The organism is Halomonas sp. DP5Y7-2, assembly GCF_019802025.1.
Classification (GTDB): Bacteria; Pseudomonadota; Gammaproteobacteria; order Pseudomonadales; family Halomonadaceae; genus Halomonas; species Halomonas litopenaei_A.
Window position 1 is genome coordinate 271,154 of record NZ_JAHVHY010000001.1, and the last position, 12,776, is coordinate 283,929.

General features: G+C 63.7%; 8 protein-coding genes. 3 read left to right on the forward strand and 5 right to left on the reverse strand.

The features are described 5' to 3' along the window. Window positions 1-425 precede the first annotated feature (425 nt). On the forward strand, window positions 426-1,268 hold the full coding sequence (locus tag KUW18_RS01125) for an SIMPL domain-containing protein (protein ID WP_222560609.1): 843 nt from the start codon (window positions 426-428) through the stop codon (window positions 1,266-1,268). Between the two features lie 143 nt (window positions 1,269-1,411). On the opposite strand, the gene serS is transcribed toward KUW18_RS01125, so the two are convergent. Further along, window positions 1,412-2,689 (reverse strand): serine--tRNA ligase, encoded by a 1,278-nt coding sequence (gene serS / locus KUW18_RS01130; RefSeq protein WP_206942994.1) that lies wholly within the window; start codon window positions 2,687-2,689, stop codon window positions 1,412-1,414. A 351-nt stretch (window positions 2,690-3,040) separates the two neighbouring features. Between serS and KUW18_RS01135 the strand changes: the two genes are divergently transcribed. Both KUW18_RS01135 and KUW18_RS01140 read left to right on the forward strand, forming a co-directional pair. Beyond that, window positions 3,041-6,184 carry an FAD-binding and (Fe-S)-binding domain-containing protein gene (locus KUW18_RS01135; RefSeq protein ID WP_222560610.1) on the forward strand — a complete coding sequence of 1,048 codons (3,144 nt, stop codon included), beginning with the start codon at window positions 3,041-3,043 and terminating at the stop codon, window positions 6,182-6,184. 183 nt (window positions 6,185-6,367) lie between these two features. Continuing rightward, a complete protein-coding gene (locus KUW18_RS01140; RefSeq protein WP_222161924.1) occupies window positions 6,368-8,200 on the forward strand; it encodes a cation:proton antiporter in 1,833 nt (610 codons plus the stop codon). Between the two features lie 201 nt (window positions 8,201-8,401). Here the strand turns inward: KUW18_RS01140 and trpC are convergent, their stop codons facing one another. The 4 genes from trpC to trpE form a co-directional block, all read right to left on the reverse strand. Then, a complete protein-coding gene (gene trpC / locus KUW18_RS01145) occupies window positions 8,402-9,202 on the reverse strand; it encodes an indole-3-glycerol phosphate synthase TrpC (RefSeq protein WP_206943000.1) in 801 nt (266 codons plus the stop codon). An 80-nt stretch (window positions 9,203-9,282) separates the two neighbouring features. After that, complete coding sequence (gene trpD / locus KUW18_RS01150; protein WP_222161922.1) at window positions 9,283-10,302, reverse strand: anthranilate phosphoribosyltransferase; 1,020 nt, start codon at window positions 10,300-10,302, stop codon at window positions 9,283-9,285. An 18-nt stretch (window positions 10,303-10,320) separates the two neighbouring features. After that, window positions 10,321-10,902, reverse strand: coding sequence for an anthranilate synthase component II (locus KUW18_RS01155; protein WP_206943004.1), 582 nt, complete (start codon window positions 10,900-10,902; stop codon window positions 10,321-10,323). Window positions 10,903-11,147: 245 nt separating this feature from the next. Next, the gene (trpE, locus tag KUW18_RS01160; protein ID WP_222560755.1) at window positions 11,148-12,650 is read right to left on the reverse strand and encodes an anthranilate synthase component I; all 1,503 of its coding nucleotides are present in this window, start codon (window positions 12,648-12,650) and stop codon (window positions 11,148-11,150) included. Window positions 12,651-12,776: the final 126 nt, after the last annotated feature.

Below are 12,776 nucleotides of genomic sequence, written 5' to 3' on the forward strand. Positions count from 1 at the left end.
CACCGAGACAATGACGTCCTCGGCCGCACTCCCGTCCAGGCCGCATCCGGCTCGCACGACATACTGCCCTGCCAATCATTTCAGCACAAAGTAACATGACCGCTACCACAATACGTTGCAGGCCCGGGCCCTTGGGCCCAGGTACGTAAACTCAAGGCCTTGGGCTCTGAGCGGGAGGCCCATGACCCTCGCCCTCGGCCATGCTGTCATTGAACGCGACTGCAACCATGCAACTATCATGGACGTTCTTGCCAGGCCAGGAACGCATCGCCATTGGCGACGTCGAAGGACTGAATCGCCGGGGCCGACGGACGGCCAGTCTCACCGAGCGGGTCGAGCCACAACCGTCGCACCAAGGCTGTCTCTCGGATAGCTGCCACCCGGCACACAAGACCATAGGAAAGGGAACACCCAAGGAGCACATCATGGCACTGACCCATCCCCGCCGCCGCTTTTCCCCTGCCGCCCTGCTGGGGCTCGGGCTTGGCCTGGCACTTGCCAGCGGTCCCCTGCTGGCCAGCGAACCGGCGCCGCAGCGCTACCTGGATATTCAGGCGCAGTCAGAGCTCCAGGTGGCTCCCGACAAGGCGACCTTGAGCGCGCGGCTGTGGGAGCTTACCCCCGCTATTGCCCAGGAGAAAGACAGTGGCGATCACGCAGAGGCCCTCGGTCAGGCCCGCTCCAAACTGGAGTCCAGGGCCGCTGAGCTGATCGCCGCGCTGGAGGACGCCGGGCTTGAGCGTGATGCCATCAACGCCGGATCGCTGCGTGTGCAGCAGGAAATGCTGCATCGCGCGAGCCAGAATGGTGACAACCCGACCCCCATGGTACGCACCCGCCTCGAACGACCGATCCGTCTTTCCATCAGCGACCTGGACAGCCTGCCCACCCTGCTTGACGCGCTGACCACTGCAGGCGTCAACGCTCTGGATGGGGTTAGCTACGACCTCGCCGACCGCGATGCTGCCAGCGATCAGGCCCTGACTCAGGCGCTGGAGCGTGCTCGTGCCAAGGCCGAACTGATGGCCGATACCCTGGGCGTTACCTTGGGTGACGTGGTTCAGGTCAGCGAGACCAACGCCCCGGTGTTCCAGCCACGCATGATGGCCATGCGCGCCGACATGGCGGAAAGCGGCGGTGCGGCAGACTACAGCCCCGGCAACATTACCATCGACGCTGGCGTCCAGGTGCGCTGGGCCTTGGCAGGACAGGAAAGCCCGTCGGCCGATCACCCGGACAGTCAGGCGGCAACCGCGTCCAGTCCCTGAAGGCAGCGACCAGGCCGCCAGCCACATGGCTTGACGGCAAGCGGCGGGTGAACCACCTGCGCTCAACACGACAAAGCCCCCGGTAGTGGTCCCTACCGGGGGCTTTGTTGCAGCGCTAAACGGCAACGCCGCTGCCGGGCTTTCTAGATGTTGATGCGCTCGACGCCACCCATATACGGCCTGAGCACCTCGGGCACGGTGATCGAGCCGTCTTCATTCTGATGATTTTCCATCACGGCAATCAGGCAGCGGCCCACGGCCAGGCCTGAGCCGTTCAGGGTATGCAAAAGCTGGGGCTTCTTTTCCCCCTGGGCACGGAAACGAGCCTGCAGGCGTCGTGCCTGGAAATCCTCACAGTTGGATACCGAGGAAATTTCACGATAGGTGGCCTGGCTGGGCAGCCAGACTTCGAGGTCGTAGGTCTTGGCCGCGGAGAAGCCCATATCGCCGGTGCACAGAGTCACCACACGGTATGGCAATTCCAGCGCCTGCAGGATGGCCTCGGCGTGGCCTCGCATCTCTTCCAGGGCGTCATAACTGGTCGCAGGATCCACTAGCTGAACCATTTCGACCTTGTCGAACTGGTGCTGACGAATCATGCCGCGAGTATCACGACCATGAGAGCCCGCCTCGCTGCGGAAGCACGGGGTATGCGCCGTCAGCTTCAGCGGCAGTGACTTGGCATCGACGATTTCATTGCGCAGCAGATTGGTCAGAGGCACTTCGGCGGTGGGGATAAGGTGGAACTCACGCTCGTCATCGAGCTTGAACAGGTCTTCACCGAATTTCGGCAACTGGCCGGTACCGTACAGCGAATCGCGGTTGACCATATAGGGCACGTAGCACTCTTCATAGCCGTGCTCCAGCGTCTGCTTGTCTAGCATGAACTGGGTCAGGGCACGGTGCAGCCGAGCGATGGGGCCTCGCATGACGGCAAAGCGAGCGCCCGTGAGCTTGGCGGCCACCTCGAAGTCCAGGTCGCCCTTCTTGGCGCCCAGGTCGACGTGATCCTGCACCTCGAAGGCGTACTCAGCCGGGGTTCCCCAGCGGGACACCTCGACATTGTCACTTTCGTCCTTGCCCGCGGGCACGCTGTCGTGGGGCAGATTGGGGATGCCCGCCACGATATCGTCCCACTCCCCCTGGACGCCGCCCAGGGCATGTTTTGCCGCGTCCAGGCGCTCGCCCAGATCACTCACCTCATCAAGCAGCGGTTGAATATCTTCTCCCGCCGCCTTGGCCTTGCCGATAGCCTTCGAGCGTGTATTACGCTCGTTCTGCAGGCGCTCGGTCTCGGCCTGCAGCTCACGGCGCCGGGCCTCCAGCGATGACAGCGCTGAACTGTCGAGGGTATATCCGCGGGTGGCCAGTCGTGTCGCGACCGTGTCGAGGTCGCCGCGCAGCAGTTTCGGATCGAGCATGGAATCGGGTCCGTCGGCTATGTAGGAAATGGAGATGACGTATCAGTCTGGTGCGGAGGCGCCGTGGGCCGACATACTGCATCGCCAACGAGCCATGACTCACCACAGGTCGAGGCATTCGGCTCGGGCGCCCTCCGCGCAGGCCAGTCATTGTAGGCAAATCCCGCAGGCGACGCCATTGGCCCGGGCTGACATCACCGGCCTGGCAGATGCTGGCGTTACCGGACACGAGGGACAGCCGGGTTCAGGATGTATCGCAGCCAAAGTCGCGGTAAAGTAGGCACACCTCATTCTTCCGCCCTGTCGCGAGCGCTACAACTCGCCAACGCGGGGCCAGCTTCGACCGAGACCATGATCGCTTCCCTGCCTCTTGTTGACACCGCGACCGACCTTGACCAGCACTATGTCACCTTCCTCACGACATTGAAGAACGAAGGCTTCGAGGGCGAGATGGCTCCCGACTATGCCAGTCGGACGGTGCTGGCCACTGACAATTCCCTTTACCAGCGCCTGCCCCAGGCCGCGGTCTTTCCACGCCACGCTGACGATCTGGTGCTGCTGGGGCGGCTGGCCGGACGCGATGAATTCCGCCAGGTGACGCTGACGCCGCGTGGGGGCGGTACCGGCACCAATGGACAATCCTTGAGCGACGGCCTGGTGGTGGATGTCTCCCGCCACATGAACCAGATTCTCGAGATCGACGTGGACAACCGCCGCGTGCGGGTTCAGGCAGGTGTGGTCAAGGATCAGCTGAATGCTGCCCTGAGGCCCCACGGCCTGTTCTTTGCCCCTGAGCTATCCACCTCCAATCGGGCGACCATCGGCGGCATGATCGCCACCGATGCCAGTGGCCAGGGCAGCTGCACCTACGGCAAGACCCGCGATCACGTACTCGAACTGGACAGCATCCTGATCGGTGGGGAGCGGCTGGTCACGGGACCCGTGGACGAGAGCGAACTGGCCGCACTGTGCCAGGAACAGACCGCCAGGGGGCGTGCTTACCGGGTGGCTCGGGAGATCATCGATCACCAGCGCGCTCAGATTGACGCTATCTTTCCACCGCTCAACCGTTGCCTGACGGGCTATGACCTGGCTCATCTGCGTACCGAAGACGGTCGGCTGAACCTGAATAGCGTGCTGTGCGGCGCAGAAGGCTCCTTGGCGCTGACCAATGAAGCGGTGCTCAACGTGCTGCCGATTCCTCGTCACGCGGTGCTGGTCAACATCCGCTACCCAAGCTTCATGGATGCCTTGGCCGATGCCAAGGCGCTGATGGCCGGTGGCGCTTCACCGGACTCGCAGCAGGCGCTGCGTCCCACGTCAATCGAGACGGTGGACGACAAGGTGTTGAGCCTGGCCATGGAAGACTTCGTCTGGGACGCGGTCGCTGAGTTCTTCCCGGTGGAAGCGGGCATGACCATCGAAGGCATCAATCTGGTGGAGTTCAACGACGACGACCCGGATCGCCTGCGCGCCAGGGTCGCCGAGTTCTGCCAGGCTCTGGACAGCGATACCAGCGTCACAAGGCTGGGCTACACCCGTGCAGAGGGCCGCGAGGCGATTGGTCGCGTCTATGCCATGCGCAAGCGCTCCGTGGGTCTGCTGGGCAACGTGCAGGGCGAGAAACGGCCCCTGCCCTTTGTCGAGGATACCGCCGTTCCGCCGGAGCACCTGGCCGACTACATTGCCGAATTCCGTACCTTGCTCGACGCCCGGGGTCTCGACTACGGCATGTTCGGCCATGTCGATGCCGGCGTGCTGCATGTGCGCCCGGCCCTGGACATGAAAGACCCGCAGCAGCAGGCCATGATCCGGGAGATCTCCGACGAGGTGGCCGCCCTCACCCAGCGCTATCATGGCCTGCTGTGGGGCGAGCACGGCAAGGGGGTTCGCTCGGAGTATGCGCCGGCCTTTTTCGGTGAGCTGTACCCCAGCCTGCGCCGACTGAAGGGTGCCTTCGATCCCCACAACCAGCTCAACCCCGGCAAGATTGCCACGCCCCTCGGGGCTGACCGCGTCGACGACTCCAGCAGCGACACCACGGTGACGGCCACCGATCCGGGCCTGCTGGCGATTGACAAGGTGCCCATGCGTGGGGACTTCGATCGCCAGATCGATGAGCGGGTCTGGCAGGCCCACGCAGATGCGGTCTACTGCAACGGCAACGGCGCCTGCTACAACTATGACCCTAATGACGCCATGTGCCCGTCCTGGAAAGCCACGCGGGACCGGGTGCACTCCCCCAAGGGGCGAGCCAGCCTGATGCGCGAGTGGCTGCGCCTGCAGGGCCAGGCCGGCATCGATGTGGTCGAGGAAGCGCAACGCAAGAAAGAAGAAACGCTGCTGGGATGGCTCAAGCACCTGCCCGGACGGGCGCGCAACAGTCTGCGCGGCAAGGACGATTTCTCCCACCAGGTCTACGACGCCATGGCCGGCTGCCTGGCCTGCAAGTCCTGCGCTGGCCAATGTCCGGTCAAGGTCAATGTCCCCGCCTTCCGTTCGCAGTTTCTCGAGGTCTATCACGGTCGCTACCTGCGTCCGCTACGGGACTACCTGATCGGCGGACTGGAATTCATGCTGCCGGCACTGGCTCCCTTGGCGCCCGCCTATAACGCCGCGCTGAACCATCGACTGGTGGATCGGCTGCTGCGTGATGGCCTGGGCATGGTCGACAGTCCGCGCCTGTCGCAAGCACGCCTTGGCAAGCAGCTCAAGGCCTGGGGCGTGCCACAGGCTACGCCGTTGACCCTTGGCCGGCTGAGCGAGCGCCAGAAGGCACGCAGTGTGATCCTGGTACAGGACGCCTTTACCAGCCACTTCGAAGCCAGGCTGGTCGCCGATGTGGTGGAGCTCCTGTCACGACTGGATATCCGCGTCTTCGTGGCGCCCTTCAAGCCCAACGGCAAGCCGCTCAATGTGCAGGGTTTCCTGGGGGCCTTCGAGCGCACCGCCCGACGCCGTGCTCGGGAACTCAGGGCGCTGGCTAGCAGTGGCGTCGCCCTGGTCGGCATCGACCCCGCCATGACCCTGACCTACCGCCAGGAGTACGTGAAGACACTGGGGGCGGACGCGGTTCCCGAGGTGCTGATGCTGCAGGAATGGTTGCTCAGCCTTGGCAATGGCCTGGTCCCCAGCGGACTGGACCTGAGCCAGGAGGCGCCCTTCCAGCTGCTGTCGCACTGCACCGAGAAGACCCAGGCGCCCGGCAGCCCCAAGGCCTGGCAACAGCTGTTCGAGCGCTTCGGGCTGGACCTGGCACCGCTGGCATCCGGCTGCTGTGGCATGTCCGGCACCTACGGCCATGAAGCCCGCAACCTGGCGACGTCACGCACCATCTATGCTCAGTCGTGGGAACCCGTCGTGCAGCAACATGGCGCCCAGGGGCGACTGCTGGCCACCGGCTATTCCTGCCGCAGCCAGACCAAGCGTTTCTCGGACCTGCAGTTGCCCCACCCGCTGCAGGCTCTGCTGGAGGCCCTGCGCCGCGCCAGCTGAGGCCCTGCGCCGCGCCAGCTGAGGCGCTGCCCCGGGAGCAGAGAGAACCCGCGGCAGCGAGATGCGGTGGCTCCCATCGAGCAACAGTCAGACCATCGTTGACGTCTATAAGGCGAATGCATTGCATGATGGACGCCGCGCCGCTAGTCTGCGCGGCTTTTCTCTTTTCGGAGTCAACCGATCATGGAGCATGCCGGACTCACCTTGGCCAGCGTGGGCCTGCTGGCACTGGGGTCACAGTGGCTGGCCTGGCGTCTCAAGGTTCCCGCCATCCTGACCCTGTTGATTGCAGGCATCGCCGCCGGCCCTGTCACGGGCCTGCTGGACCCCGACGCGCTGTTCGGCGACCTGCTGTTTCCGCTGGTGTCGCTGGCGGTGGCGGTGATCCTGTTCGAAGGCAGCCTGACCCTGAACTTTCGCGAACTCGGCGGCCATGGCCGCACGGTGCGACGACTGGTGACCTGGGGCGCCCTGATCACTGCGGTGTGCGGTGCATTGGCGGCACACTGGCTGTTGCAGCTGAGCTGGGAGATGGCGAGTCTGCTCGGTGCGCTGCTGGTCGTGACGGGACCGACGGTCATCCTGCCGCTACTGCAGACACTGCGGGCCCGTGAACACCTGACCCAGATCCTGCGCTGGGAAGGTATTCTGATCGACCCGGTGGGCGCCATCGGTGCCGTACTGGTGTATGAATTCGTGGCACTGGGTTCCGGCACCCAGGCGCTACCGCATACCTTGGCGCTGTTCGCCCAGACGGCGCTGGTCGGTTTCGGGCTCGGTGTGGCCGGCGGCTACCTGTGGGGCCAGGTGCTGCGCCAGCACTTGCTGCCACAGCGCCTGCACAGCTTTGGCACTCTGATGACCATGCTGGGGCTCTTCACGGTATCCAACGCCCTGTTCCATGAATCGGGGCTGCTGACCGTTACCGTGATGGGGGCCTGGCTTGCCAACATGCGCGGGGTGCCGACACGGCCGATCATCGAGTTCAAGGAAACGCTGTCAGTCCTGCTGATCTCAGGCCTGTTCATTCTGCTGGCAGCGCGCCTGACCGTGGAGCAGCTGGCATTGCTGGGATGGCCTGCCTGGGCCTTCCTGGCGGTGTTGCTGCTGCTGGTCCGTCCGTTGGCGGTATGGTTATGCACTATTGGCAGTGGCCTGGACTGGCGCGAGAAAGGCTTGCTGGCGTTCATTGCGCCTCGCGGTATCGTCGCCGCCGCCGTGGCATCGCTGTTCGCCCTGCGTCTCGAAGAGATCGGAGTGCCCGGCGCCGATCGGCTGGTGCCGGTGACCTTTCTGGTCATCATCGCAACAGTGGTGTCACAGAGCCTGCTCGCTCGACCGGTGGGAGACTGGCTCAAGGTGCGCCGCCCTTCCGCCCATGGCGTACTGATCATTGGCGCCAACCCGGTGGCCCGCCAGATGGCACACTGCCTGCGCCAGGCAGGCCTTGGGGTACTGCTGACCGACTCAAGCTGGGATGCCGTGCAAGCGGCGCGCGCCGAAAAGCTGTCCGCCTATTACGGTGATCCGCTGTCGGAACACGCCTCCCAGCACATGGAGCTGACCGGCATCGGCTACCTCGTGCCGCTGTCTCCCTACCGCGAGCTCAACGACCTGGCGGCACTGCACTTCGAGCACCTGCTCGGCCAGGGCCAGGTGTTTCGCCTGGCGGTCAACCTGGGCCGCCAGGCCAGACGGCAGCATGCCACTGCCATTGAACACGTGCCCTACCTGTTCGGCAGGGAGATGACCTTTGCCCAGCTATCCAGCCTGGTTGAGCGAGGCGCCCGCTTCGAGGTCGAGAAACTGACGGAAACCCCACGCCATCGTCAGGTGCTGAGGCCTTCGGGCGAGAAGGCGGCGCCCCCCATCGGCGCACCCGGTACCCGCACAGCGCCTCTCATCTGCATCGGCTCGTCGGGGCGACCGAGGATTGCCAGTGCGGATGCACCGCTCAGCCCGCGCAAGGGCGATCATGTCATCCGGCTGGTCATGCCCGGTGGAGACATCACCTGAGCCAGCCGCCTCTTGCATGAGGCCACCTTCCGCCCGAAGACGTCTCTCGCCCGAAGACGTCTCTCGCCTGAAAACGCCCCTCACCTGAAAACAACTTGGGCCGGTCAAACGACCGGCCCAAGTCATATGGGAAGACATGCGGGACACCTGCTGGTGGGGCAAATACCCCAGCAGACCGAGCCTAGTGCGCTCGGACGAGCGTCAGAAGAATAGCCGCCTCAGCGCCTCCCCAGGCTCCTCCTCACGCATGAAGGCCTCGCCCACGAGGAAGCCGTTGACGTCATGCTCACGCATGCGCAGCACGTCGTGGCGATCGTGAATCCCCGACTCGGTGATGACGGTGACATTCGGCGGAATCCGCGGCAGCAGGTCCAGGGTTGTCTCGAGCCGCGTGTTGAAGGTGTGCAGGTCGCGGTTGTTGATCCCCACTAACGCCAGGTTAAGTGCCAGTGCCCGCTCGAGTTCATGGGCATCATGGACTTCCACCAGCACGTCCATGCCCAGCTCACCGGCCTGCTGGTGAAGGTCCTGCATCTTCACGTCGTCCAGCGCAGCAACGATCAGCAGGATACAGTCGGCTCCGATGGCCCTGGCCTCGCTGACCTGATAGCCATGCACAATGAAATCCTTGCGGATCACCGGCAGGTCGCAAGCAGCCCTGGCCGCCACCAGGTAGTCCTCGTGTCCCTGGAAGAAGTCTGCATCGGTCAGCACGGAGAGACATGCAGCGCCTCCACGAGCGTACTGCTCGGCAATCTCGGCGGGACGAAAGTCCTCGCGGATCAGTCCCTTCGATGGCGATGCCTTCTTGATCTCGGCAATCACCGCGGGATCGCCTTCACGGATGCGCTCCGCCAGCGCGCGCACGAAGCCCCGCGGCGCATCCTGCTCGCGAGCCCGCTCGAGCAGCGCCTGCTCACTCACCTGTTGGCGCCTGCTGGCAACTTCTTCATCCTTGCGCTCGAGAATCTTCTCGAGGATCGTCGGGGTGGCATTGGCCATGTTGTGATTCTCCTTGCGGCCCCTGCGGGCATGCCATTACGGCGTCAAAACAGTCGTCACTGACGTCCAAGCCGTCGCGGTCACTGCGCGAAGACTCGCGTGAAGTGCGCCAGCTCCTTCATTTTTTCCAGCGCCAGCCGCGTCCCTTGGGCATCCTGGGCCATCAGCACCCCTTCCTTGAGGGAGTCCGCCACGTCGGCGGCGTACAAGGCAGCACCGGCATTGAGCGCGACAATATCGGCAGCGGGCCCTTCACCGGTCAGCGCCTTTTCCACCAGGCGCAGGCTGTCCTCGGCGCTACTGACCTTCAGCGAATCCAGGGACTGTCGTTCGATGCCCACGTCTTCCGGGGTCAGGGTGTAGCGATGAATCTCACCATCCTTGAGCTCGGCAATCCGGGTCGGCGCGGCCAGAGAGATTTCATCCAGTCCATCCTCGGCATGGGCCACCAGAACGTGGTGGCTGCCCAGCTTCCTCAGTACTTCGACCATCAGCTCGAGCAGATCCGGATGGTACACCCCCAACAACTGATTGGGCGCCCCCGCCGGATTGGTCAGCGGACCCAGGATGTTGAACAGCGTGCGCACCCCCATCTCACGACGCGGGCCGATCGCATGACGCATGGCCGGGTGGTGGTTCGGCGCGAACATGAAGCCAACACCCACTTCCTCGATACAGCGGCCCACTTGCTCAGCATCCAGATCAAGGCCAATGCCCGCCACCTGAAACAGGTCTGCGCTGCCGGAGGACGAGGACACGCCGCGATTGCCGTGTTTGGCCACATGGGCCCCGGCAGCGGCCGCCACAAAACTGGACGCGGTGGAGACGTTGAACAGGTTTGCCCCATCCCCGCCGGTACCGACGATGTCCACCACGTTTTCGCAGGACAAGCGGACCGGGGTCATCAGATCGCGCATCACCTGGGCGCAGCCAGTGATCTCTTCAGCGGTCTCCCCTTTCATGGCCATGCCCATCAGAAAGGCGGCGACCTGAGCGTCGGTCGCTTCGCCGGTCATGATGGTATTCATCACTGCGTAAGCCTGCTCGCGGCCGAGATTTTCCCGGCGCATCACCGCCGCGATGGCATTGGTCATCTGCATGCTAGTCTCCTGATCGGTTCAGTGGCGCTCAAGGAAGTTGGCCAGCATTTCGTGGCCTTGTCGGGACAGGATCGACTCCGGGTGGAACTGGACGCCTTCGATGGGCAGCTCCTTGTGACGCAAGCCCATGATCAAGCCTGGCGTCACGTCGTCCGTATCGGTCCAGGCGGTCACTTCCAGGCACTCGGGCAAGCTTTCTCTCTCGACCACCAGGGAGTGATAACGCGTGACCGACAGGGGGTCATCCAGTCCCTTGAACACGCCCTGGCCAGAGTGGCGAATGTCAGAGGTCTTGCCATGCATGACCTGGGGCGCTCGCACCACCTTGCCACCGAACACCTGGCCAATGGCCTGATGTCCCAGGCAAACACCCAGCAGCGGAAGCTTGCCGGCGAAGTGGCGAATCAGGTCCAGCGAGATACCCGCCTCGTTGGGGGTACAGGGTCCCGGCGACACCACAATATGACTCGGTGCCATGGCCTCGATCTCATCCAGGCTGATGGTGTCATTACGCCGCGTCACCACCTCGGCCCCCAGCTCCCCCAGGTACTGCACGATGTTGTAGGTGAAGCTATCGTAGTTATCGAGCATCAAGATCATGTTGGCTCCAGAATCAAAATTTGGCTTCACCCATTGAGACGAACCACACAAAAATGCCGCCTCATGGGCGGCACTTCTGCTGTCACGACATCCCGTTGGCTGGCACGGGGTCTTCCGCCCTCTTCAGTTGAAGGGGCGCCACCACTGCTGGCGATCACGGGATGTTGTCGGATTCATATTCATCATGGGCTTATAGTGTGTGTCGGTCTCAGGACTGTCAAGCCTGGCGCGTCTGCCGACAGCCTTCAGCGGCTGCGCCCACCCGGCTTGTCGAGACCCTGCTCGGCCATGGCGACGGCGCGGAACAGAGCACGACCCTTGTTCAGCGTTTCGTCCCACTCCGACTGGGGGACCGAGTCCGCCACCACGCCTGCGCCGCACTGCACGTGCAGCTGACCATCCTTGATCACGGCCGTGCGAATGGCGATGGCGGTATCCATGTTGCCGTGCCAGGACAGGTAGCCTACCGCTCCGGAGTAGACGCCGCGCTTCACCGGCTCGACCTCGTCGATGATCTCCATGGCACGAATCTTCGGCGCGCCGGACAGGGTCCCCGCTGGGAAGGTGGCACGCAGGACATCCATGGCACTGTAGCCAGGCTTCAGCTTGCCGGTCACGTTGGAGACGATGTGCATGACGTGCGAGTAACGCTCGATGGCCATCTGGTCGGTCACTTCGACGCTACCGGTCTCGGAGATGCGGCCCACGTCATTGCGCCCCAGGTCGATCAGCATCAGATGCTCGGCGACTTCCTTGGGGTCTGCCAGCAGGTCCTCTTCCAGCGCCTTGTCCTCGGCCTCGGTCTTGCCACGCACACGGGTCCCGGCGATCGGGCGCACGGTCACCATGCCATCTTCCAGCCGCGTCAGGATCTCCGGCGAGGCGCCCACCACATGGTGATCATCAAGATTGAAGAAGAACATGTAGGGCGACGGATTCAGGCTTCTGAGGGCACGATACAGATCCAGCGGCTCTGCCTCGAAGTCGATAGACATACGCTGGGACGGCACGCACTGCATCACGTCTCCGGCCAGCACATAGTCCTTGATCTTCTCCACGGCGGCCTTGAACCCTTCTTCCGTGAACCCAGAGGTAAAGTGCCCCTCCTCGACCTGCGGTCGAGCCTGGCCGGGCAGCCGGGAAGGCAGCGCCAGCGGGCTGCGCAGTGACTCCTCCAGCGCTTCCAGTCGTGACAGCGCGGCGGTATAGGCGGAAGGCGTCGCCGGGTCAGCGTGGGTCCACAGGGTCAAGCGCCCATAAAGGTTGTCGAACACGACCAGCTCATCGCACACCATCAGCAGAATATCCGGCACGCCGATGGGATCATCCTTCTCGACGCCGGCGAGGCGGGGTTCGATGTAACGGATGGTGTCGTAGCCGAAATAGCCCACCAGACCACCGTCAAAGATCGGCTGGTCATCCAGCACCGGCACCTTGAAGCGGCTCTGGAACTCTTCGATCCAGGCTAGCGGATCTTCGGCCTCGGTGAGCCCGGACGCTTCACCATCGACGATGTGCTTGACCAGATGACCGCGCACTTCGATGCGCTCACGACAGGGCAGGCCAATGATCGAGTAACGCCCCCACTTTTCGCCGCCAGTGACGGATTCGAGCAGGAAGGTCCAGGGCTGGTCGGCCAGTTTCAGGTAGGTGGACAACGGCGTGTCCAGATCGGCCATCAGCTCACGGGTAACGGGAATACGGTTATAGCCAGCGTCGGCCAGCTCAGCAAAACGCTCGGGGGTCATCATGCCCAGGTCCTCAATGAAAAAGTGGGTGACAGAGGGTCCAGCGTCACCATCGCCAACCGCAACGCGCCGGTGTCGCCGACATCGAGCAGTGCGGGAGGGTCATCAAGGAAGAAGAAGGCTGGG